Source organism: Curtobacterium sp. YR515, assembly GCF_900113095.1.
Classification (GTDB): domain Bacteria; phylum Actinomycetota; class Actinomycetes; order Actinomycetales; family Microbacteriaceae; genus Curtobacterium.
In genome coordinates, this window is record NZ_FOOD01000005.1 from 102211 (window position 1) to 125453 (window position 23243).

The 23243-nt window shown below is 72.9% G+C and carries 19 protein-coding genes; 6 read left to right on the forward strand and 13 right to left on the reverse strand.

The features are described from left to right. Positions 1-17: 17 nt before the first annotated feature. Complete coding sequence (locus tag BM028_RS14705; RefSeq protein ID WP_254789612.1) at positions 18-1238, reverse strand: multidrug effflux MFS transporter; 1221 nt, start codon at positions 1236-1238, stop codon at positions 18-20. Between the two features lie 153 nt (positions 1239-1391). Next, on the reverse strand, positions 1392-4046 hold the full coding sequence (locus tag BM028_RS14710; RefSeq protein ID WP_092387459.1) for a phosphoenolpyruvate carboxylase: 2655 nt from the start codon (positions 4044-4046) through the stop codon (positions 1392-1394). Between the two features lie 177 nt (positions 4047-4223). Here BM028_RS14710 and BM028_RS14715 point away from each other — a divergent pair, with 177 nt between their 5' ends. Next, on the forward strand, positions 4224-5990 hold the full coding sequence (locus BM028_RS14715) for a BCCT family transporter (RefSeq protein WP_254789614.1): 1767 nt from the start codon (positions 4224-4226) through the stop codon (positions 5988-5990). 229 nt (positions 5991-6219) lie between these two features. Here the strand turns inward: BM028_RS14715 and BM028_RS14720 are convergent, their stop codons facing one another. Continuing rightward, positions 6220-6936 carry a biliverdin-producing heme oxygenase gene (locus BM028_RS14720; RefSeq protein WP_092387463.1) on the reverse strand — a complete coding sequence of 239 codons (717 nt, stop codon included), beginning with the start codon at positions 6934-6936 and terminating at the stop codon, positions 6220-6222. Between the two features lie 75 nt (positions 6937-7011). Here BM028_RS14720 and BM028_RS14725 point away from each other — a divergent pair, with 75 nt between their 5' ends. Together BM028_RS14725 and BM028_RS14730 are read left to right on the forward strand one after the other, a co-directional pair. Further along, positions 7012-7857 carry a siderophore-interacting protein gene (locus BM028_RS14725; RefSeq protein WP_092387464.1) on the forward strand — a complete coding sequence of 282 codons (846 nt, stop codon included), beginning with the start codon at positions 7012-7014 and terminating at the stop codon, positions 7855-7857. 52 nt (positions 7858-7909) lie between these two features. After that, on the forward strand, positions 7910-8482 hold the full coding sequence (locus tag BM028_RS14730; RefSeq protein ID WP_092387466.1) for a GIY-YIG nuclease family protein: 573 nt from the start codon (positions 7910-7912) through the stop codon (positions 8480-8482). A gap of 432 nt (positions 8483-8914) precedes the next feature. Here the strand turns inward: BM028_RS14730 and BM028_RS14735 are convergent, their stop codons facing one another. Further along, a complete protein-coding gene (locus tag BM028_RS14735) occupies positions 8915-9886 on the reverse strand; it encodes a hypothetical protein (RefSeq protein WP_071295978.1) in 972 nt (323 codons plus the stop codon). 46 nt (positions 9887-9932) lie between these two features. Continuing rightward, positions 9933-10184, reverse strand: coding sequence for a DUF4287 domain-containing protein (locus BM028_RS14740; RefSeq protein ID WP_071295979.1), 252 nt, complete (start codon positions 10182-10184; stop codon positions 9933-9935). Between the two features lie 132 nt (positions 10185-10316). Between BM028_RS14740 and BM028_RS14745 the strand changes: the two genes are divergently transcribed. Genes BM028_RS14745 through BM028_RS14755 form a run of 3 tightly spaced genes read left to right on the forward strand, consistent with a single transcriptional unit; the run spans position 10317 to position 13249 of the window. Then, positions 10317-11429: an amino acid ABC transporter permease gene (locus tag BM028_RS14745; RefSeq protein WP_092387468.1), complete on the forward strand. Its 1113-nt coding sequence runs from the start codon at positions 10317-10319 to the stop codon at positions 11427-11429. Beyond that, positions 11426-12199 (forward strand): amino acid ABC transporter ATP-binding protein, encoded by a 774-nt coding sequence (locus BM028_RS14750; protein ID WP_092387470.1) that lies wholly within the window; start codon positions 11426-11428, stop codon positions 12197-12199. The genes BM028_RS14745 and BM028_RS14750 overlap by 4 nt, the downstream gene beginning before the upstream one ends. Positions 12200-12235: 36 nt before the next feature. After that, positions 12236-13249 (forward strand): transporter substrate-binding domain-containing protein, encoded by a 1014-nt coding sequence (locus BM028_RS14755; RefSeq protein ID WP_092387472.1) that lies wholly within the window; start codon positions 12236-12238, stop codon positions 13247-13249. Positions 13250-13336: 87 nt separating this feature from the next. Here BM028_RS14755 and BM028_RS14760 read toward each other — a convergent pair whose 3' ends face one another. From BM028_RS14760 to BM028_RS14795, 8 genes are read right to left on the reverse strand one after another with little or no spacing between them, the layout of a single operon-like run. Then, positions 13337-14473 (reverse strand): LLM class flavin-dependent oxidoreductase, encoded by a 1137-nt coding sequence (locus BM028_RS14760; protein ID WP_092387474.1) that lies wholly within the window; start codon positions 14471-14473, stop codon positions 13337-13339. Then, complete coding sequence (locus BM028_RS14765) at positions 14470-16092, reverse strand: ABC transporter substrate-binding protein (RefSeq protein ID WP_092387476.1); 1623 nt, start codon at positions 16090-16092, stop codon at positions 14470-14472. Before BM028_RS14765 ends, BM028_RS14760 begins: the two co-directional genes overlap by 4 nt. After that, positions 16089-17735 (reverse strand): dipeptide ABC transporter ATP-binding protein, encoded by a 1647-nt coding sequence (locus BM028_RS14770; protein ID WP_092387478.1) that lies wholly within the window; start codon positions 17733-17735, stop codon positions 16089-16091. The genes BM028_RS14765 and BM028_RS14770 overlap by 4 nt, the downstream gene beginning before the upstream one ends. Further along, the gene (locus BM028_RS14775) at positions 17732-18622 is read right to left on the reverse strand and encodes an ABC transporter permease (protein ID WP_071301934.1); all 891 of its coding nucleotides are present in this window, start codon (positions 18620-18622) and stop codon (positions 17732-17734) included. The genes BM028_RS14770 and BM028_RS14775 overlap by 4 nt, the downstream gene beginning before the upstream one ends. Further along, positions 18619-19662: an ABC transporter permease gene (locus tag BM028_RS14780; protein WP_092387830.1), complete on the reverse strand. Its 1044-nt coding sequence runs from the start codon at positions 19660-19662 to the stop codon at positions 18619-18621. The genes BM028_RS14775 and BM028_RS14780 overlap by 4 nt, the downstream gene beginning before the upstream one ends. After that, positions 19659-20681, reverse strand: coding sequence for an LLM class flavin-dependent oxidoreductase (locus BM028_RS14785; RefSeq protein WP_092387480.1), 1023 nt, complete (start codon positions 20679-20681; stop codon positions 19659-19661). The genes BM028_RS14780 and BM028_RS14785 overlap by 4 nt, the downstream gene beginning before the upstream one ends. Then, positions 20678-22033: an NtaA/DmoA family FMN-dependent monooxygenase gene (locus tag BM028_RS14790; protein ID WP_092387482.1), complete on the reverse strand. Its 1356-nt coding sequence runs from the start codon at positions 22031-22033 to the stop codon at positions 20678-20680. The genes BM028_RS14785 and BM028_RS14790 overlap by 4 nt, the downstream gene beginning before the upstream one ends. Continuing rightward, entirely contained in the window at positions 22030-23220 is a 1191-nt protein-coding gene (locus tag BM028_RS14795) for an LLM class flavin-dependent oxidoreductase (protein ID WP_092387484.1), read from the reverse strand. Before BM028_RS14795 ends, BM028_RS14790 begins: the two co-directional genes overlap by 4 nt. Between the last annotated feature and the right edge of the window lie 23 nt (positions 23221-23243).

Genomic DNA, 23243 nt, shown 5'->3' on the forward strand with positions numbered 1-23243 from the left:
AACCTACCGGGTCCGGGTCACGAACCCGTCGAGGCGCGTCCGGTCCGTCGCGTCGCCAGCAGCTGCACGACCACGGCGGCCGCCATGAGCACCGCCATCACCGACCCCATCGCGACGGCCGTCCCGCCGAGGGCTCCCGCGAGCGGCGTGCCGAGGCCGCCGAGCCCGAACGTCAGCCCGCCCTGCAGTGCCGCTGCGGTCCCCGGGTGCGCGGCACCGACGTGCTGCGTGCGGGTCATCGCCGCCGGCAGGACGAACCCCCACGCCGCGGTCACGACGGCGAGCGAGACCCAGACCGGCACCGCACCGGCCCCGAGCAGCGCGGACACGAGGACGCCCGTCGCGCCGAGGGTCCCGAGCACCAGGCCGAACGACAGCAGCGCGTCCTCCGAGAACCGACCGACCACGCGGCGGAACACGAGCGTCGTGACGATCATCATCGAGGCGTTCGTGGCGAACACGAGGGTGTACATCCCCTCGGAGAACCCGAAGCCGGTCTGGAACACGAACGAGCTCGTGGCGATGTACGCGAAGAACCCGATGGTCGAGAGCACCCCGGTCAGCACGTACGCACGGAACCGCGGGATGCCCATGAGCTCGCGGATGCGTCCCCAGTTCGCACCGAGGCCCACCCCACCGCGGAACGCCCGCGGCAGGGTCTCGTGGAACCGGACGACCACGGCGACGAAGAACGCCGCACCGAGCACCGCGAGGACGACGAACATGAGTCGCCAGGTGCCGATCGTCAGCACCGCTCCCCCGGCCAGCGGGGCGACGACGGGGCCGATCGCGTTGATGGCCGCGAGGGTCCCGAACACCTTCGCCATCCGCGGCCCGTCGACCACGTCCGAGACCATCGCCCGCCCGGCGACCGCCCCGGCCGCACCCGCCAGCCCCTGGAACACCCGCGCCACGACGAGCGTCACGACGTCCGGCGCGATCGCGCACCCGACGGAGGCGACGGCGAAGACCGCCGTGCCGACGAGCATCAGCGGACGTCGCCCGATGCCGTCGCTCACCGGTCCGGCGAGCAGCTGCCCGACGGCGAACGCGACGAGGAACGCCGTCAGGGACAGTTGCACGGCACCGGGCGTCGTGCCGAGGTCGCGTGCGATCGCCGGCAGGGCCGGGATGTACATGTCGGTCGCGAACGGCGACACGCCGACGATCAGGGCGAGCGGCAGGATCGGTGGGAGGGCGCTCGTCCGGCTGGTCGGTCCTGTGCGCTCCGTCGTCACGTCGGCCACGCTACGCGCCCCCGAATCGATTCGACAAGGGCGTTGGTGTCGCGTTGCGCACACCGAGACGGCCTGGAGGCACGGTGCAAGCTGGCACCGCGCCTCCTGGGCCCGAGGCGGTCGCGTCGACGACCGACGGCCGGTCCGCGCGGATCAGCCCGTGTTCTGCAGGCCGGCCGCGATGCCGTTCACGGTGAGGAGGAGCAGCCGGTGGTCACCGTCCGTCGGGTCCGTGCTGCCCGAGGTGCGGATCGCGCGGAGTGCCCGGAGCTGCAGGTGCGAGAGCGCGTCGACGTACGGGCTGCGGAGCCGGACGGCGCGTGCGAGGACGGGACGGTCCTCGAGGACGTCGCTGCCGCCCGAGACGCGCAGCACCCACTCGCGCGTGCGGAGCATCTCGTCGAGGACCTTCGCGGCGAGGTCGTCGCGGTCCGCGAGCTCGAGGTAGCGGCGGGCGATGTGCTCGTCGGTCTTCGCGAGCGACATCTCGACGTTCTTGATCATCGCGCCGAAGAGGGGCCACTCGGCGTACGCGGTGCGGAGGAGCTCCACGTCGCCGACGGCCTCGAGCGCGGAACCGAGGCCGTACCACCCGGCGAGGTTGATGCGCGCCTGCGTCCACGAGAACACCCACGGGATCGCCCGGAGGTCCTCGAGCGACTCGACGCTCAGACCGCGGCGGGCCGGACGGGAGCCGAGCGGGAGCAGACCGATCTCCTCCATCGGGGTCACGCGCGCGAACCACGGCGCGAAGCCGTCCGCCTTCACGAGGCCGTAGAACGCCTCGCGCGAGACGTCGTCGAGCTGCTGCGCGAGGTCGGCGAAGCGCGTGGCGGCGACGGCCGTGCGGTCCTCGTTCGACGGCGAGGACGCGAACAGCGTGGCCGAGGCCATCTGCTCGAGGTGCCGTGCGGCGATGTCCTTGTCGCCGTACTGGGCGAAGATGACCTCGCCCTGCTCGGTGAGCTTGAGGCGTCCGTCGATGGAACCGCGGGGCTGCGCCAGGACGGCCTCGTTCGCCGGGCCACCACCGCGGCCGAGCGAGCCGCCGCGGCCGTGGAACAGCGTGAGCTCGACGTCGTGCTGCTTCGCCCAGTCGGCGATCCGGGCCTGTGCGTCGTAGAGCGCGAGGTTCGCCGACACCGGACCGACGTCCTTCGAGGAGTCGGAGTAGCCGAGCATGACCTCGAGGCGGCGACCGGTCGCTGCGAGGCGACGCTGGAACGGCTCGGTGCGGACGGCCTCGTCGAGGATGTCGACGCTGGCGTGCAGGTCCGCGAAGGTCTCGAACAGCGGGATGACGTCGAGCACCGGGGCGGCCTCGGGCGACCCGAGTGCGGCGACCGCGAGCTCGTGGACGTTCGCGAGGTCGGCTGCCGACTGCGTGAACGACACGATGTAGCGGCTGGCGGCGCGGACGCCGTAGCGGGCCTGCAGCGCGGCGATCGTGCGGAACACGGCGAGGACCTCTTCCGTGGTCGCGCTCAGCTCCCCACCGGCGCGGATCTCTGCGAGGGCGTTCCGGTGCACCTGCGAGTGCTGCCGGACCTCGAGCTCGGCGAGGTGGAACCCGAAGGTCTCGACCTGCCAGACGAGGTTCTGCAGCTCGCCGTTCGCGGGACGGGTGGCCCCGGCCGCGACGAGCGACGTCTGGATGGTGCGGAGGTCGGCCAGGAGCGCGTCCGGCCCGGGGTAGGCGAGCTCGGCCTCGCCCCGGCGCGTGGCGTCGATGCGGGCGGCGACGAACAGCAGCGCCCGACGGTGCGTCTCGTTCGGTGCACGGACCCCGATGCGCTCGGCGATCCCGGGGTCGAGTGACTCCTGCGCGGCGACGAGCGCGGTGAGCCCTGCGTCCGCCGGGGTCTCGCTCGCGTCGAGGGTCAGGGTGCTGCCGATGCGGGTGGCGGCACGGGAGAGCCCGAGCAGGATGTGCTCGGCCGCGATCTCCGCCGCCTGGCGGGTGACGTCCGCGGTGACGTGCGGGTTGCCGTCGCGATCGCCGCCGATCCAGGTGCCGAAGCGCACGAACGCCGGTGCGGTGACCGGCACGCGCCCGGCGTCGTCACCGAGCAGCCGGTCGTCGAGCAGACGGTAGACCTGCGGGACGATCTCGAACAGCGTCTGGTCGAACACGCTCATCGCCGTGCGGACCTCGTCGAGCGGGGTCGGGCGGGTCGTGCGGAGCGGCGAGGTGCGCAGGAGGGTCGTGATCTCCTCGAGCAGCCGGCGCTCGTTCTCGGCGAGGGCCGTGGCGTTCGTCGTCCGGTCGCGCTCGTCGATGAGGTCGGTGATGCGCCGCACGGCCGTGGTCACCGCGCGTCGGCGGGCCTCGGTCGGGTGCGCCGTGAGGACCGGGTGGAACCGGAGTTCGCGCAGCCGGGCCGCAGCGGCCTCGTCGCCGACCTGTTCGACGAGCGAGGCGTACGTCGCCGGGAAGGAGTCCCCTGCGAGTCCGCCGTCGTCGCCGCGGTGCCGGAGCACGCGGACGCGGTGGTGCTCCTCGGCGAGGTTCGTGAGGTGGAAGTACGTGGTGAACGCCTGGGCCACGGCCTCGGCCCGCTCGGCGGACAGGTCCGCGACGATGGCCTCGGCACGCGCGGCGCCCTCGGCCTCGCCGCCCTCGTACGCGTCGATGACCGCGGCACGGAGGCTCTCCACGTCGTGCAGGAGGTCCTCGCCGCCGGTCTCCCGCAGGACGCGTCCGAGCAGCTTGCCGAGGTACCGCACGTCGGAGCGCAGGTCGCTGTCGACCGCGCCACTGACGTCGTCCCGCGCGCGTCCGTGGCGCGTCTGACCGTCGATCGTCATGTGGTCCTCTCCGGGTCTCGGCCGGGAAGGTCGTCCCGGTATCCCAGCAGCGTATCGGCCCGTCGGGACCGGTGACGACAACCGTCCGGACGGACCGCGGCGGGCGGGTGCGCGGCCTCGCCCGTTCCCATCGCACCCGGACGGACCACGGCGAGCGTTCGTAGAATCCGGCCAGGGATGCTCCGCATCCGTGGGTGGAGGGACGCCATGGACGAGACGGCCGAGCCGGCAGACCGCGAACCCGCCACGGGGCGGACGCAGGACGACGTGGGGACGGGATCCGCGCCTCCTGGCCCGCCGGCCGACACGGCGGTCCGGAAGCCGCCCGTCGAGCGCTGGGTCTTCTGGCCGGCCGCGGGGATCGTGCTCGCGTTCGTCGCCGTCGCGCTCGCCGCGCCTCGTGCCACCGAGGACGTCTTCTCGGCCGTCCAGGGGTGGATCGTGCGGGACTTCGGCTGGTACTACGTGATCGCCGCGGCCGCGTTCGTCGTCTTCGCGATCTGGATCGGGTTCAGCCGGTTCGGCGACATCGTGCTCGGCCAGGACGACGAGGCGCCGGAGTTCTCGACGCTCTCGTGGCTCTCGCTGCTGTTCGCCGCGGGCATGGGCATCGGGCTCGTGTTCTACGGCGTCGCCGAGCCGCTCAGTCACTTCGCCTCACCACGGCCCGGGGTGACGGGCGACGACGACGCCCTCGCACAGCAGGCACTCACGCAGACGTTCCTGCACTGGGGCCTGCACGCGTGGGCGATCTACGTCGTGGTCGGGCTCGCCCTGGCGTACGCGATCCACCGGCGGTCGCGACCGGTGTCGATCCGCTGGGCGCTCGAGCCGCTACTGGGCAAGCGCGTGGTGGGCGGGTGGGGCAACCTCATCGACGTCCTCGCACTGATCGGCACGCTGTTCGGCGTCGCGACGTCGCTCGGGCTCGGTGTGCTGCAGATCGGGTCGGGGCTCGAGTACACCGGCGCGGCGGAGAACACCCGGGGCCTGCAGATCGGGTTGATCGTCGTCGTCACGCTGATCGCCGTCGGGTCGCTGCTGAGCGGTGTCGGCAAGGGCATGAAGATCCTGTCGAACATCAACCTCGTGCTGGCGGCCGTGCTGCTCGTCTTCGTCCTGTTCGTCGGGCCGACGCAGTTCCTGCTCGGCGAGTTCGTGCAGTCGATCGGGCAGTACGTGCAGGGCTTCGTCGGGCTGGCGTTCGACACGAGCGCCTTCGCGGGTCGGGCCGGGCAGGAGTGGCAGGGCGCGTGGACGACGTTCTACTGGGGCTGGTGGATGTCGTGGGCGCCGTTCGTCGGCATCTTCATCGCGCGGATCTCCCGCGGACGGACCGTCCGGCAGTTCGTGCTCGGCGTGCTGTTCGTCCCGACGCTGCTGACCTTCCTCTGGTTCGCGATCATGGGCGGCACCGCGCTGTACGACCAGCTGCACGGCACCGGCGACCTCGTCGGGGCGGACGGCAGCGTGTCCGTCGAGCAGGTCCTGTTCCAGCTGCTCGGCGGGATGCCCGCCGGGTCCGTGCTCGTGATCGGGGCGATCATCCTGATCGGGGTGTTCTTCGTGACCTCGGCGGACTCGGGTGCGCTCGTGATGGGCATGATCGCGACCGGCGGGCAGATCGAGCCGAAGAACTGGATCCGGGTGTTCTTCGCCGGGGTCACGGCCCTCGTCGCGGTGGCGCTCCTGCTCGCGGGCGGGCTGAACGCGCTGAAGACCGCGGCGATCACGACGGCGCTCCCGTTCAGCGTCGTGATGGTGCTGATGTGCTGGTCGACGGTGATCGCCTTCACGCGGGAGCGTCGGGCGTACGCGCGGGCGGAGCGTCGGGCGTTGATGGCAGACCTCGCGGACTTCTACCAGCAGGAGGTCGTCGAACCCGCGGAGCGCGCGCCGAAGACCGGCCCGATCCAGAAGCTCGCGCGCCGCATGCGGCACTGAGGCGGGGGGGCGGGCGGCGGGCGGCGCTTCGTGAGCAGAAATGGTCGCCTGGGCTGCCCGCACCCGACAGTTTCTGCTCACCAAACGCCCGCGGCGCCCGCGGCGCGGCACGAACGAGGGAGCGCCGGGATCGCGGCGCGTGGCGGAAGCACCCCTGCGAAGCGACGCGCTCCGCGATCCCGGCGGGTCTGGTGGGCGGCACGTGGCCGCTCGGGTCAACTCGGCTCGGTCACGCGATCACGGCCACGTCGTCGCCCGCGCCGTGCGGCCCGTCATCGTCGGACCACGCCCCGGGGCGTCCGAGCACCGGCCCCCGCGTCGCGTCGAGCCCCGCGAGCAGCCCACTGTCGAGCCGGTGCGCCAGCTCGACCTCGGCGATCACGCGTTCGCGTTCCTCGGCCGACCACGGAGCCGCATCGAGCTGCGCCCGGTAGGTCTGCTCGAACGCGCTCGGGTCGGCGACCTGGTCGAAGATGTAGAACAGGACGCCGTTCGTCTCGAAGCCGAACTGCTCCGCGAGCAGCCGCCCGATGAGTCGCCCGCCGGACAGGTCGCCGAGGGACCGCGTGTAGTGGTGGGCGACGAACCCGCCGGGCCACGTCGCCGCGACCTCGTTCAGTCGTCGGACGTACGCGGTGGTCTCGGGCAGCGGGCACACGAGCTCGGACCAGTCCGGACCGATGAGGTACTCGAGGTCCGCCCGGATCGCCGGCATCCGCGTCAACTGCGACGTGACGAAGGGGGCAGCCACGGGGTGGTCCGCCATCCGCTCGGCCGCGCGCTCGAGGGCGTCGTACACGAACGCGTACTGTCCGAGCAGGGCCGCGTACTCGCCCACGTCGCACCGCCCGGCGAGCAGGTCCTGCATGAACCCGTCGCCACCCGACCCCTGCGAGCGACGCGTGCGCCGACGCAGCAGCTCGGAGAACGGTATGACGGTGTCCATGGAGGTAAGGCTAACCTTACTGAGCGGTACGTCAAGCACAGCGCACCCAGAAGTCGAGAGAGGAAGCTCGCACCGATGAGCTCGAAACCCAAACGCCCCCAGCACGTCTTCGTCGTCGACCGCACGGAGCGTCTCTCGCCGCACATGGTCCGCGTCCACCTCGGCGGTCCCGCCTTCGACGAGTTCGTCGCGGCGGCGGACCCGGAGCGGCTCGCCACCACGGACAAGTACGTCAAGCTCCTGCTCGCGAAGCCGTCGCTCGGGCTCACGCCGCCGTACGACCTCGAGTCACTGCGCGAGTCGCTCCCGAAGCACGACCGGCCGGCGCGCCGCACCTACACCGTGCGCGCCGTCGACCACGAGGCGAAGACCATCGCCGTCGACTTCGTCGTGCACGGCGACGACGGCCTCGCGGGTCCCTGGGCGGCCTCGGCGCAGCCCGGCGACCTCCTCGCGCTCTCCGGTCCCGGCGGCGGGTACGCCCCGTCCACCGACCCCGCCGTCACCCACGTGCTGCTCGGCGACGACAGTGCGCTCCCCGCGATCTCCGCCGCCCTCGAGGGCATGGCCGACGCCGCCACGGGCGTCGCCCTCGTCGAGGTGGCGGGTCCGGCCGACGAGCAGGACGTCGCGCACCCGGCCGGGGTCGACCTGCGGTGGCTGCACCGCGACGCCACCGGCGCCGAGCCGGGCACGCTGCTGCTGGAGGCGGCTCGCTCGCTGGAGCGCGCCTCCAGGCCGGTGCAGGTGTTCGCGCACGGCGAGCGGACCGCGATGAAGGCGATCCGTCGACTGCTGCAGGATGACTGGGGACTCGAGAAGTCCGAGATGTCGCTGTCCGCGTACTGGGCGCTCGGGCGCGCCGAGGACCGGTTCCAGGAGGAGAAGCGCGAACCGATCGGCGTCATCTTCACCGAGTAGCGCCGGCCTGGAGGCGCGGCTGGCGTCGGTGGGTCGGGCTAGCATTCCCGACATGGTCGCCCTCTCGTGCTGCGCGCCCGGTTGCGACGCCGGTGCGGTCGCCGGGTCGGCGGTGCCCGCGGTGCCGCTGTGCGCCGGACACGTCGCCCTCGTAGTCGACGCCGCCGCCGAGCACGTCGGCGTCGAGGACGTGCTGCCCGGCTCGTGCCCGGTGTGCGGGTCGCGGGTCGGCGTGCGCTTCCCGTCGGGTGCGGTGTGTGCGACGTGCGAGTGGCGCTGGGGCGACGTGCCGGACGGGGACCTCGCTCCCCCACGGGTCGACGTCGTCTACTACCTGCGGATGCGGGACGACTTCGGCGACCGGATCAAGATCGGGACGACGGCGAACCCGCGGCAGCGGCTCGCGGCGATCCCGCACCAGGACCTCCTCGGGTTCGAGCGCGGCGACCGGACCCTCGAGCGGCGGCGGCACGCGCAGTTCGCCGGGTCGCGGTACCCCGGTACGGAGTGGTTCCGGGTGACGCCGGAGTTGCTCGAGCACGTCGCGGTCGTGGCCGCGGGCGTGAGCGACCCATGGGAGCTGCACGCCCGGTGGCGGAGCGAGGCGCTGGCGCTGCGCGGGTGACGCGCGGCGCGGGTGCCGCCGGCGCGGCGGCGGCGGCGCCCGGCGGCGGCGGGCGCACGTCGAACCACGAAAACGACGTCGCGCCAGCCATCGCAGCCGGTTCGACGTCGCTTCCGTGGTTCGACACGGCGCCGCCGGCGGCGGGTGCTGCGCACAACGCAAGGCACGCCGAACCGCGGGGAACCGCGGTTCCGGCGCACTTCGGTTGTGCGGCGAGCGAGCGCGCGCCGCCAGCGCGCGCGCCCGCGCGTCGAACCACGAAAGCGACGTCGCACCAGCCATCGCGCGCGGTTCGACGTCGTTTCCGTGGTTCGACGCGCCGCCGCCGGCGGCCGGCGGGTGCTGCGCACAACGCACGGCACGCCGAACCGGGGGGAACCGCGGTTCCGGCGCACTTCGGTTGTGCGGCGCCGACGCCCGGCCGCCTGCGCGTCAGCGCGCGTACGCGTCGACGAAGAGGGCGCCGCGGACCTCGCGCAGCGTGTCGGCCAGGCGCGCGATCGTCCGGCCGGAGATCCCGGAGACCTCGAGGTCGTACGGCCCCAGCGCCTGCAGCCGCCCGGTCCGGATGCGGACGACCTCCCACCCGACACCGCGCACGGCACGGTCCTTCCGGCGGTCCGTCTCCTGCCGGGGTCCGACGTGCTCGAGGCCGTGGCGTCCGGTGGAGTCGTACTCGATCGCGACGCGGAGCTCCGGCAGGATGATGTCCGGCCAGACCTCGACGTGGTCGAAGAACGGTCGGTCGAGGCGGATCGCGGAGTGGTCGAACGTGAAGGCGAACCGCTCGGCGAGGGCGGCACGGAGCTCGGCCTCGACCGCGGAGGCCGTCGCCGGGGCGCACACGCTCGTGAACGACTCCCCCGAGGGCAGCCGCGGCGTCTTCGGGCAGATCGACCGCGGGACGGCCGGGGGCCGGGGCCGGCGGGGTGCACCGGGCTCCGGGCGACGAGGACGGGACCGCGTCGACGCCACAGCACCGGCCGGTGTTCCTCGAGCCGGAGCCGCGGGCAGGGTCTGCCGACCCGTGACGCGCACGACCCGCTGCGGGACCGGCACCGCGGCCGGCCAGTCGGAGGGCAGCACGGGCCAGCGCTGCGGCTGGGCCTGGACGGCGCACTCGGGGCACCAGACCGACCGGCGTCGTTCACGACCCGGACGGGAGCGCTGCTCACCCGGGGTCGCGACGAAGACGTGCCCGACGTCGCACTCCCACGTCAGCAGGACCTCGGCAGCGGGTGGCACCTGGCTGAGGACGACGCCGTGGTTCCACTCCGGGTGGTACTGCCGGACGAGCACCGGGTACGAGGACCACTCGGCACGGAACTCCCCCACGGCGTAGGGCACCGCCACACCGCGCGACCACTGTCGGCGGCGCCACCACGCGTCGACGGGTTCGGCCACGCTGTCACGCTAGGCCGCACCACCGACAACCGCGACGGCGAGGGGATCAGTCGGCGAGGGCGTTCCGCACGTAGCCGACGAGGGCGTTCGCGTGCCCGTGTCCCATGCCGTGCTCGGTCTTGAGCCAGGCGACGACCTCCATGTGCTTCTGGCCGTCGAGCCGGTCCGCGACGAGGTCGAGCCACTCCTGCACCGGACGCCCGTAGGTCTTCTCGATGCTCGGGAAGTACGACGCCGGCCCCTTCGGCTTGCTGCCGTCGGCCGGCGGCTCCGGTGCGGTCACGCGGTGTGCGGTCATGGGGGTCACGATAGCCGCCGTCCCGCGTCACAGAGCGTCATCCGATCCCCGCGTGTGACGCCGGGTTCCCTCCCGTGCCGATGTGTTTCGCGCGGCGTTGTCGCGCCTCGGCGCACCTCCTACGGTCGCGACATGACCCAGACCACCGACACGGAGCGCCCGACCGGAAGCCCCGCCGGAACTCCGACCGGAAGCACGGCCGGAAGCACGACCGACGCGACCATCGACGCCGCCGGCCGCGCCGCGCTCGACCGCCCCGTCGTCCCGCTGCGCCACCCGCTGCGGTGGATCGCCGCGGCGGTCGTCCTCGTGGTCCTCCTGAACTTCGTCGAGACACTCTTCACCAACGAGCAGTGGGGCTGGCCGGCGGTCGGCAGGTGGCTGTTCAGCCCGGCGATCCTGACCGGCCTGCAGCTCACCCTCGTCGCGACGGCACTGAGCGCGGTGATCAGCTTCGCCGGCGGCATCGTCGTGGCGATCGGCCGGCTCTCGCGCAACCCGGTGCTGTCCGGGCTCGCCTGGGGCTACGTGTGGCTGTTCCGTTCGGTGCCGCTCATCCTGGTGCTCGTCTTCCTCTACAACCTCGGGTCGCTGTACCCGACCATCGGCATCGGCGTCCCGTTCGGACCGCAGTTCGAGGTCCCGACCGCGAACGTCCTCGGCGACCTGGCGATCGGCGTCATCGGACTGAGCCTCAGCGAGATCGCCTACGCGTCGGAGATCGTCCGCGCCGGCGTGCTCGCCGTCGACCACGGCCAGCACGAGGCCGCGCAGGCCCTCGGGCTCCCCCGCCGCCGCCAGTTCGTGCGGGTGATCCTGCCGCAGGCGCTCCGCTCGATCGTGCCGGCCTTCGTCAACCAGATCGTCGGCCTGCTCAAGGCGTCCTCGCTGCTGTTCTACGTGTCGCTCCTCGACCTGTTCGGCGTGGTGCAGAACCTGTCGAGCACGTACCCGACGGACATCATCCCGCTGCTCGTCGTGGCGACGATCTGGTACCTCGCGCTCACGAGTGCGGTGTCGATCGTGCAGTACTACGTCGAGCGCTGGACGGCGCGCGGCTCGGTCCGCGCGCTCCCGCCGACGCCGTTCCAGCGGCTCCGGTCCGCGGTGCGCCGCGGTTCCGGGCGCGGCCGGGGAGGCCCAGGAGGCGCGGATCGCCCCTCCTCGTCGGCACGCGCTGCACAGGTGGTCGCCGCCGACCGCGTGGTCGCGTCCGGCCAGAACGACGGGAAGGCCATCTCATGAGCGCCACCATCGGCATCCACGGCGCCGTGAAGGCCTTCGGCGAGAACGTCGTCATCGACGGCGTCGACCTGTCGCTGCCGTCTGGGAGCGTCACCGTGATCCTCGGCCCGTCCGGGTCCGGCAAGTCCACGCTGCTGCGGGCGATCAACCACCTCGAACCCCTCGACCGCGGCGTCGTCACCGTCGGCGGCGAGACCATCGGCGTCCGGGTGCGGACCGGCCGCGACGGGGTCCCCCGCTACAAGGAGCTGCCCGAGCGCCTGATCCTGCGGCAGCGCTCCCGGATCGGGTTCGTGTTCCAGCACTTCAACCTGTTCCCGCACCTCACCGCGCTCGAGAACGTGGCCGAGGGCCCGATCGCCTCCGGTGTCCCCGCCGCCACCGCGAAGGCCCGGGCCCAGACGCTGCTCGAACGCGTCGGCCTCGGCGACCGCGGTGCCACCCGCCCGCGCCAGCTCTCCGGCGGGCAGCAGCAGCGCGTGGCGATCGCCCGGGCGCTGGCGCTCGAGCCCTCGGTGGTCCTGCTGGACGAACCGACCTCGGCGCTCGACCCCGAGCTGGTCGGCGAGGTGCTCGGCGTGATCACGGACCTCGCCGAGTCCGGTACGACGCTCGTCATCGTCACGCACGAGGTCGCCTTCGCCCGCGAGGTCGCCGACCACGTCGTCTTCCTCGACCACGGCCGCATCGTCGAGCAGGGCCCACCAGCGCAGCTCATCGACGACCCGCAGCACCCCCGCACGCGCGACTTCCTGTCCCGCGTCCGCTGAACTCCCCACCCGTTCCGACCCGACCCCTGGAGAACCATGTCCCCGATCACCCCCTCCCGCTGGCGGCACCGCGCCGGCGCCCTCGTCCTCGCCACCGGCGTCGTCGTCGCCCTCGCCGGCTGCGCCGCGAACGCCAGCGCCGGCACCGGCTCGGACGACGGCACCGTCACGATCGGCGCCGCCTCGAACGGCGCCGCGACCGAGACGAAGGTCTCCGTGCAGGAGGACTCGAAGCTCCACGACGAGCTCCCCGCCGACATCAAGCAGTCCGGCAAGCTCGTCATCGGCATCGGGGCCCTGCCGTCCGGGTACCCACCCCTCGCCTTCACCGGCGACGACCAGAAGACGCTGACCGGCTCCGAGCCCGACCTCGGCCGTCTCGTCGCGGCGAAGCTCGGCCTCGAGCCCCAGGTCAAGAACGCCACGTGGGACAACCTGTTCGTCGGCATCGACGGCGGATCGGTCGACGTCGGCCTGTCGAACATCACCGTGACGGAGCAGCGCAAGGAGAAGTACGACTTCGCCTCGTACCGCCAGGACAACCTCGCGCTGCAGGTGAAGGAGGGCAGCTCCCTGCGGTTCGACGGAGACCCGTCCGTGCTCGCCGGCAAGACGATCGCCACCGACTCCGGCACGAACCAGGAGAAGATCCTGCTCGGGTGGAAGGCCGACCTCGCGAAGCAGGGCAAGACCATCTCGGTGAAGTACTACCCGGACGCGAACGCGAAGCTCCTCGCAGTACAGTCCGGCAAGGTCGACGGCTACCTCGGCCCGAACCCGACGATCGCCTACCAGAACAAGCAGAACGCGGGGACGGCGAAGGCGACGACGACCGCGGGCACGTACTCGGGTGCCGGCGCCGACCTGCAGGGGCTCATCGCGGCGACCACCAAGAAGGGCGACGGGCTCGCGAAGCCGGTCCAGGAGGCCATCAACGAGCTCATCGACGACGGCACGTACGCCAAGTGGCTCACGGCCTACAACCTGTCGAACGAGGCCGTGAAGCAGTCCGAGCTCAACCCGGAGGGCCTGCCGCTCGACGCCAGCTGACGCTCACGCGCGGGACGCGCGCACACGACGGACGGGAGGCGCGGTGCCAGCTGGCACCGCGCCTCCCGTCCGTCGGTCGGCCGCGTCTCAGACCGCGGCCGGCACCGCCTGCTCGGCACGCCGCGCCCACTCGGCCGCGAGCAGCTCGTAGGAGCGCACCCGCGCGTCGTGGTCGTGCGTGATCGTCGTGACGAGGAGCTCGTCCGCCCCGGTGGCACCCCGGAGCGTCTCGAGCTGGTCCGCGACCGTGCCCGCATCGCCGACGAACCGCGTGGCGATGCGGTCCGCGACCGATGCCGCCGCAGCGTCGTCCAACGGGTGCTCCCGGGCCCACTCGGGCGTCGGGTACTCGATCGCCCCGACACCGGAGCGGATGGAGTGCACCCACTGGCCGTAGCCGAGGGCGAGTCCGGACGCCTCGTCGGTGTCCCGGCCGACGACGACGTCCGCCGACACGATGACGTGCGGCGCGTCGAGCACGCCGGGGCGGAACGCGTCGCGGTACGCCTCGACCGACGCCAGGACCGTGCCCGGCGACGTGTGGTAGTTCGCGCCGTAGGGCAGGCCGAGCGCGCCGGCGGCCCGTGCGCTCGCACCCCCGGTGGAGCCGTGGATCCAGAGCTCGACGGGGGTGCCGGCGGCGGGTGGCGCCTCGACGACCGCGCCGTCGTGCGACCAGGTCCCGTCGAACAGCGCCCGGATCAGGTCGAGTTCGCCCTCGAACCGGTCGACGTCGCCCGGCACGCGACCGAGCAGCTCGCCCTGCAGCGCGAACCGGCTGCGCGGGGCGATCCGGAAGTCGAACGGTGCCGGGATGAGCAGCCCGTCGACGACCTCGTCCCCGCGCGGGGCGAGCGACGGCGGCTTCGGGGCACCGGGTGCGGGGGCGCCCGACCGGCCGAGACCGAGGTCGATCCGCGGCCCGTACAGCGCGGCGAGCGTGCCGAAGGTCTCGGCGATCTGCAGTCCGCGGACGTTGCCGACCAGCGTCGCCGCGCTGCCGACGCGGATCGTCGAGGTCGCGGCGGCCACGGCCCCGATCACGATGTTCGGTGCGCTGCCGGCGACACCCGGGTTGAGGTGGTGCTCGGCGAGCCAGTACCGGGCGTACCCGGCACGCTCGGCGTGCTGCGCGAGGTCGATCGTGCGGTGCAGCGCCTGCGCGGCGGTGGACCCGGCGCTGACCGGGACGAGGTCGAGGACGGACAGGGGGACGGCGGTCATGCTGCGTCCGTCCAGGCGCCGGTGAGCTGGTCGAGGCGGGTGTCCGCGCCGAACGCGATGCCGTGCACGTCCTTCGTGGTGGCGATGATGCTGGTGAGCTCGTGCACGGGGACGAAGTCCACCTGCGACGCGATCCGTTCCTGGATCGCCGCGAACGTGGCCGCACGCTCGGTGGCGGACGACTGCGAGAGCTCCTTCGTGAACAGGGCGTCGAGCGTGCCGTCGGCGGCGCCGATCGACTGGGCGCCGTCGCTCGAGAACTTCGAGCGGAGGACGTCGCCGTCGGCGCGGGAGCTGTTGTCCCACGCGAGGTCCCAGTCCCCGCTCGTGGTGTTGGCGAGGTACTGCGGGACGGTGCCGCTCTCGAGGGTCAGACCGACGCCGACCTTCCGCAGCTCCTGCTGGATGAGTTCGAGCGAGGTCTGGTTCGGCCCGAAGTTCGTGATCCAGATGAGCTTGAGCCGCAGCTCCTGGCCGTCCTTCGCCCGGATGCCGTCCGAGCCGGTCTTCCACCCGGCCTCGTCGAGCGCCTGCTCGGCCGCGGCCGGATCGTACGAGATCGCCGAGGAGGTGTCGGTGTACCCGGGGGTGGTCGAGCCGAGCACCGACGTCGCGACCTCGAACAGGTCGTTCAGCGACGTGTCCCGGACGGTCTTCGGGTCGACGGCCTGCGCGATCGCCCTGCGGACGACGAGGTCGGACACGAGCGGGCGCTTCTGGTTGAACGTGAGCCCGAACACCTGCCCGGGGTTGGCGCGGGTCACGAGCTCGTACTGCGACTCGAGCGTGTCGACGTCGCTCGGCTGCACGCTGCTGATCGCGTCGAGCTGGCCGGACTGCAGGCTGCCGGTGCGGACGCTCGCCTCCGGGACGACCTGGAACGTCACCTTCGACAGGTGCGCCGCGCCGGTGTTCGACCGCGCGGCCGGGCCCCAGTCGTAGTCCTTGCGCTTCGTCAGGACGGTGGAGGTGTTCTTCGTGTACGACGACAGCGTGAACGGCCCCGTCCCGATGACGGCCGTGCCGTCGGCCCGGTCCTCGAACGGCGTCTCGGTGGTCTTCGGCGCGACGATGCCGAGCGCGACCGACGCGGTGGCGTTCGGGAACGCGGCGTTCGGCGTCGTGAAGTCGACCTCGACGGTGTCGTCGTCGACGATCTTCGTCTCCCGGTACCCCGAGAAGTACGCGGCGGCGGTGCTGGACGCCCCGGCCTTCGCGATGTCGTCGAAGGTGTCCTTCACGGCGGTGGCGTCGAAGGCCGACCCGTCGGAGAACGTCACACCGGAGCGCAGGTCGAACGTGAACGCGGTCGCGTCGGCGTTCGCCGAGTACTTCGTCGCCAGCCAGGGCTTCAGCGAGCCGTCCGACGGGTCCTGCCAGAGCAGCGAGTCGACGAGCTGCCGGGTGATGGCGAGGGTGTCGTTGCCGGCGCCGGTCCCGGTCGGGTTGAGCGTGATCGGGTCGTTGGCGATCGCGTAGGTCAGCGAGCCGCCGTCGACGGGCTTCGACGAGGACGACGACGCGGTGCCGCCCGACGAGCAGCCGGCCATCACCAGGGCCGCCGCGGTGCCGGCCGCGATCGCGGCCACCAGACGGATCGGGGTGCGGTGGATGGTCATGAGACTCCTTCGGAGGGGGTGAGGGGTGCGACGCGCCGGGATCGTCCGGGGATCGCGTCGAGCAGGGCACGGGTGTACTCGTGCTGCGGGTGGTGGAGGACCTCGGCGGCAGCGCCGTGCTCGACCACGCGCCCGCCCCGGAGGACGGACACCTCGTGGGCGATGCGGCGGACGACGGCGAGGTCGTGCGAGATGAACAGGTACGAGACGCCGAGCGTCTCCTGCAGCGACGCGAGCAGGTCGAGGATCTGCGCCTGGACGGACACGTCGAGTGCCGAGACCGGTTCGTCCAGGACGACGAACGACGGGTCGAGCGCGAGCGCCCGGGCGATGGCGACGCGCTGCCGCTGGCCGCCCGACAGCTCCGACGGCCGCCGCCCCGCCGTCGATGCCGGCAGGGCCACGAGGTCGAGCAGCTCCGCCGCACGGGCCGCACGCGACCGCCGGGTGCCGATCCCGAACGCCGCGAGCGGGTCGGCGATGATCGACCCGACCGACAGCCGCGGGTGCAGGGCCGCGTACGGGTTCTGCTGCACGATCTGCGCGCGGCGCCGGTACGCCCGCAGCGCCGCACCGCGGGCAGCGGTCACGTCGTCGCCGTCGAACCGGACGGTGCCCCCGTCGGCGCGCTCGAGACCGAGCACGAGGCGCGCCGTGGTCGACTTCCCGGACCCGGACTCCCCCACCAGCGCGAGGGTGCGGCCGCGCGGGACGGTCACGTCGACGCCGTCGACGGCGGCCACGCGGGCGAAGGACTTCCGCAGGCCCGTCGCGACGACGAGCGGGTCGTCACTGCCGGACGGGAGGCGCGGGTCGGCCCCCACGGACACGGTCACGTCGTCGAGACTGGGCGCCGCGGCGATGAGCGCGCGGGTGTACGCCTCGCGGGGAGCGCCGAGCACCTCGGCGGGGGTGCCCTGCTCGACGATCCGTCCCTCGGACATCACGACGATCCGGTCCGCCCGGTCCGCGGCGACCCCGAGGTCGTGCGTGATGAAGAGGACGCTCGTCCCCCGCTCGGCGACGAGTCGGTCGAGGTGGTCGAGGATCGTCCGCTGCACGGTGACGTCGAGGGCGCTCGTGGGCTCGTCGGCGACGAGGAGCTCCGGGTCGCCGATCAGTGCGATGGCGATGAGCACCCGCTGCCGCATGCCGCCGGAGAGTTCGTGCGGGTACTGCTCCGCGCGCAGTTCCGGACGGTCGATCCCGGCGCGACGGAGCTCCTCCACGGCGCGCTGGCGGGCGTCGGCCCCGGTCGCGATCCCGTGGATCTCGAGCACCTCGGCGACCTGCCGACCGATGCGCGTGACGGGGTTGAGCGAGACGGTCGGGTCCTGCGGCACGAAGCCGATCCGGACGCCGCGGACACGACGGACCTCGGCGTCGGACGCGGTGACCAGGTCGAGGTCCGCGGAACCGGCGGCGGTCCCGGAGAGCCGCACCGTGCCTCCCGTCAGCTCGGCCGCTGCGGGCAGGAGCCGGAGGACCGCGTGCGCCGTCGTCGACTTGCCCGAACCGGACTCGCCGACGATCGCGACGCGCTCGCCGCGACCGACGTCGAGGGAGACGCCGTGCAGCGCCGTCCGCGCGTGCCGGCCGTGGCCGTACGCGACCGTGAGGTCGCGGATGCTGAGGAGGCTCATCGGACGGCCCGCCGTTCGGTGTCGAGTGCCCGGGCGACGCGGTTGCCGGCGAGGACCGTGACCGCGATGACGAGACCGGGGATGGTCGTCAGCCACCACGAGGTGGCGATGAAGTCGCGGCCGGTCGAGACGAGCGAGCCCCACTCCGGTGCCGGCGGCTGGGCGCCGTAGCCGAGGAAGCTCAGGCTGGAGACGGCGAGGATCGCGGTGCCGAACTCGAGCGCGGCGAGGACGAGCACCGGGCCGGCCGCGTTCGGCAGCACGTGCACGAGCAGCACCCGCCACCAGCGGTTCCCGTTCGCCGTTGCCGCCTCGACGTACGGGGCAGTGCGGACCCGGACGACCTCGGAGCGCATGATCCGGGCGATGGTGGCGATGCTCGCGACGCCGACCGCCACCGCGACGTTCACGGTGCCGAAGCCCAGGACGGTGACGATCGTCAGCGACAGCAGCAGGCTCGGGATGGCGAGCAGGACGTCCGCGACGCGCATGAGCACGGTGTCGACCACCCCGCCGACGAACCCGGCAAGGAGCCCGACGACCGAGCCGCCGACGAGCCCGATGAGGATCGCGAGGATCGCCGCCTGCAGGGTGAGCGCCGTGCCGTGCACGACGCGGGCGTACAGGTCGCGGCCGAGCTGGTCGGTGCCGAACCAGTGTGCGGCGTCGGGCGCGGTGAGCTTCACGGCGGGTTCCGCGGCGAGCGGGTCGAGGTGGGTCAGGGCACCGGGGAGCAGCGCGGCGAGGACGACCAGGGCGAGCCAGAGCACGGCGAGCGTGAGGGTCGGCCGGGCGACGACGCCCCGGAGTGCGGTCGCGCCGCCGGGGACGCGGTCGGAGACGAGCGACGCGGGACGGCCGATCGCGAGCTGCGTGGTCTCGGTCATGCGGGGACTCCCTGGGGTGTCGGGGCGGTGGTGCCCGTGGTGGCACCTGCGGCGTCGCCCGTGCCGCCGCCCGGTGTCGGACCGTCCTGCTCCCGGAGCTTCCGGCGGCTCCCGGCCAGGACGACACGCGGGTCGAGGAGCGGGTACACGAGGTCGACGACGAGGTTCGCGACGACGAAGATCGCCGCGGCGACGAGCACGATGCCCTGGACCACGGGGATGTCCTGCCCCTGCACGGCGGTCGCGGTGACGCGGCCGAGGCCCGGGCGGGAGAACACCGTCTCGGTGACGACGGTGCCGGAGAACAGCTGTCCGACGATGAGGCCGGTCACGGTGAGGGCCGGCAGCGCGGCGTTCTTCAGCGCGTGCCGGAGCTGCACGCGCCAGCGTCCGGCGCCCTTGGCGTACGCGGTGTCGACGTACGGCTCACGGAGCGTCGCGACCAGGGACTTCGACAGCAGCTGGGCGATCGTCGCGCCGGTCGGCAGCGCCAGGGTGATCGCGGGGAGGACGACCGACGACGGTCCCTCGCCGCCGAACGCCGGGAACACGTGCAGGCCGAACGAGAACCACTGCACGAGCAGCAGGGCGAACCAGAAGCCCGGGACGGCGACACCGACCGGCGGCAGCTGCAGCAGGAACTGCCCGAGGGCGCGGTTGCGGGTCCACGTGGCGAGGACCGCGAGCCCGCCGCCGAACACGATCGCGAGCAGCAGGCCGACGACGGCGATCTGCGCGGTGGGACCGACGGCCTCGCCGATGACCTCGGTGACGGGTCGTCCGACGCCGATCGAGCGGCCGAGGTCGCCCGTGAGCAGCGAACCGAGGTGCTGGGAGTACTGCACGAGCACGGGCTGGTCGAGTCCGTACTGGTGGCGGAGCGCGTCGAGCTGCGCCTGCGTCACGTCGGTGGCGTCCGGACCGAGCATGATCCGGGCGGGGTCGCTCGGCAGGACGTAGAGGACGAAGAACGAGATCGTCCACGCCGCCCAGAGCACGAGCACCGCCTGCCCGATGCGCGATAGCACGTACCGGGTCACGCCGCCACCACCGTCCGCGCTGGTACCCACCCGAGGGCCGGCGCGACCCTCGACACGACGTCCGACACGATCTGCTCGTACTCGTCGCCGGCAAACTCGTACGGCAGCTCGATGCGGAACTCGTCGACCTCGGCGAGCGTGGCGTCGTGGACGAGCTGCTCGACGATCTGCTCGGCCGATCCCACGAGGTCCGCCGAGAACAGGGTGCGCCGGGGACCCTGCGGTGCCCTCTGCCGGTCGAGACGCGACTCGTACCAGGTCCGGTAGCGCTCGCGCGAGACGCGGTCGGCCGAGTCCGTCGGGACGACGCATCGTCCCCAGGCGACGCGGGGTGTCCGGCCGGACGGGAGCGCGGCGCGGTAGGCGGCGAGCTGGTTCCGCTGGGCGGTGCCGTAGTCGTCCGTGCCCTCGCCCGAGGTGAGGTTGCCGATGAGCAGGTTGAGCCCGGCGCTGCCCGCGAAGGCGGCCGACCGGAGCGATCCCCCGCCGTACCAGACCCGGTCGACGAGCCCCGGTGCGTACGGCTGCAGCCGCGGGCGCTGGAAGTTGCCGGGGCTCTGGATGACCGTGTCGTCCCCGCCGAGGAAGTCCCCGCGCAGGTTGTCGACGAATCGGGTGACCCGTCCGTAGCCGCGGTCGAAGGAGCGCCAGTCGCCGTCGAACACCAGGTCGCCGAGGATGTCCTCGTGCGGGGCGCTCGTCGACAGCCCGACCTGGACCCGCCCGTGCGACAGGACGTCGGCGAGCGAGAAGTCCTCGGCGAGGCGGAACGGGCTCTCCCACCCGATCGGCACGACGGCGACCCCGAGCTCGATCGCGCTCGTGCGCTGCGAGGCCGCGGCGAGGAACACCGCCGCCGACCCGATGCCGTGCTCGAGGTGACGGTGCCGGACCCAGGCGCCGTCGACGCCGAGCCGCTCCGCCGTGGCGAAGAGGTCGAGCGTGGCCTCGAGGCCGTCGACGGGTGCGTCGTCCGCGAAGTTCCCCGGCACGAGGATCGACAGGCTGCGCACCGTCACGCGAGCACCCCCCGGCGGTCCCGGATGGTCCCGGGCAGACCGAGCGTCTCGCGGAGCGTCGCGCCCTCGGTGTAGGACTCCCGGTAGACGCCGCGCTCCTGCAGCAGCGGGACGACCGTGTCGACGAACTCGTCGAGGCCGTACGGGTTGGTGTGCGGGACCACGACGAAGCCGTCCGTCGCACGTTCCTGGACGTACCGGTCGATCTCGGCGGCGATGTGCGAGGGCGTCCCGACGAACCCGCCGCGCGTCGACACCGCGATGACGAGCTCACGGATGGACAGGTGCTCGGCCTCGGCGCGGTCGCGCCACGACCGCACGAGCGCCGGCACGTCGCGGGTGTGCCGTGCGCGGCCGCGGGTGATCGCGGCGCCCTCGAGGTCCGGCTCGACGTCGGGCAGCGGGCCGTCCACGTCGTACCCGGACAGGTCGCGGTTCCACACCTGCTCGAGGAACGCGATCGCCGTGGCCGGGCTGACCTGGGCGCGCTGGATCGCCCGGGCCCGCTCGGCGGCGTCCGCGGCGGTGTCTCCGAGGACGAAGGTCGACGCGGGCAGGATGTGCAGCTCGTCCTTCGAGCGGCCGACGCGCTCGAGGCGCGCCGTGACGTCGTCGTAGTAGGACTTCGCGTCGTCGAACTCGGTGTGCAGCGAGAAGATCACCTCGGCGTGCGCCGCGGCGAGGTCGCGCCCCTCGTCGGAGTCGCCGGCTTGCACGACCACCGGGTGCCCCTGCGGGCTCCGAGGCACCGGGAACGTCCCGGTCACGTCGAACTGCGGCCCGTTGTGGTCGACGTCGCGGATCCGGGAGCGGTCGGCGAACACGCCCGAGGCCACGACGGCGTCGGACTCCCACGAGTCCCAGAGCTCGCGGGACAGCTCGATGAACTCCGCCGCCCGCGTGTACCGGTCGGCGTGGTCCAGGAACCCGCCACGACGGAAGTTCGCGCCGTGGAACGCGTCCGAGCTGGTCACGACGTTCCAGCCGGCGCGTCCGTCGGTGAGGTGGTCGAGCGTCGCGAGCTGCTTCGCGAGTTCGAGCGGCTCGTTGAACGTGGTCTGCAGCGTGCCGACGAGCCCGATGTGCTCGGTGACCCCGGCGAGGGCGGCGAGGACCGCGAGCGTGTTCGGGCGCCCGACGACGTCGAGGTCGTGGATGCGCCCCTTCTGCTCGCGGAGCCGCAGGCCCTCGGCGAGGAACAGGTAGTCGAACAACCCGCGCTCGGCGTTCCGGGCGAAGTGCTCGAACGACGAGAACGCGATCTGGCTCTCGGCTCGGTCGTCGCTCCAGATCGTGGTGTTGTTGACGCCCGGGAAGTGGGCGGCGAGGTGGACCTGACGCTTGGCGCTCATGCTGAGACCTCCACGGGGGCGGATGCGGACGCGTACCGGCTGACCGCCGGGGCGATGCCGAGCCGCGTGCGCAGGTCGGCGGTGGGACGCGAGGCCACGTCGGCTCGGAGGCCGGCCGTGACGAGCGCGGGGACGAGCTCGCGGGCGATCGCCGTGGAGTCGAGCGGGATGCGCAGCGGGCGGAGTCGGACACCGGCGAAACCGAGGTCCCGCAGGTCCCCGATGAGCGTCACGAGCTCGGGCACGGTCGTCGCCAGCACGGACGTGTCGGACGTGGACGCGTACGGGGCACCGGCAGCCGTGTCGAGCGAGGCCAGCGCATCGGCGGCGGCGGCCGACGACGACCCGATGAGCACCGCGAGGTCGGCGAGGACCGGACGACGGACGTCCGAGCCGGCCACCTGCTCGAGGTGACGGACCTCGTCCAACAGGTCCCGCGCCTCCCGTCCCTCGTACCCGGGCGTGACCAGCACGACGTCCGCAGCGTCCACGGCGAACGCGGCCGCGTCGGCGCGGTGCGCCAGCGAGAAGACCGGCGGACGGCCCTGCGGCGACCGCGGCACGATCGACGCGCCGTGGACCGAGACGAAGGACCCCGCGAACGCGGCGTTGTGGATGCGGTCGCGGTCGATGAACCGGCCGGTGGTCACGTCGCGGATGATCGCGTCGTCGTCCCAGCTGTCCCAGAGTCGCGACACGACCTCGGCGACCTCGCGCGCCTCGTCGAAGAGGACGGACGCCTCGTCGCCGCCGGGACGGCGCCCGAAGAGCGCTGCTTCGCGGGGCGTCGGGCTCACCTGGATCCGCCACCCGGCTCGCCCCTGCGAGACGTGGTCGAGGGTCTGGAGGCCCGTGGCGACGTGGAACGGTTCGGTGTGCGTCACCGAGACGGTCGGGACCAGACCGAGCGCGCGCGTCGCGGGGGCGACCGCGTTCGCGACGAGGAGGGCGTCGAGGCGGCCGACGACCGTGCTCGTGTCGAGGTCGCCCGCCGCGTCCACCGGACCGGCGGTGAAGGAGTCCTCGATCGTGACGGCGTCGACGCCGAGGCGGTCCTGCTCCACGACGACGTCGCGCCAGTGCCGGAGGCTGGTGAGGCGCTGCGCCGCGGGGCCGGCGGTGCGCCAGGCGGCGGGGTGCCAGCCGGCGCCCTGCAGGGCGGTGACGAGGGTGATGCGGTCGGGCATGGGGTGCGCTTCCGTCGGGTGTG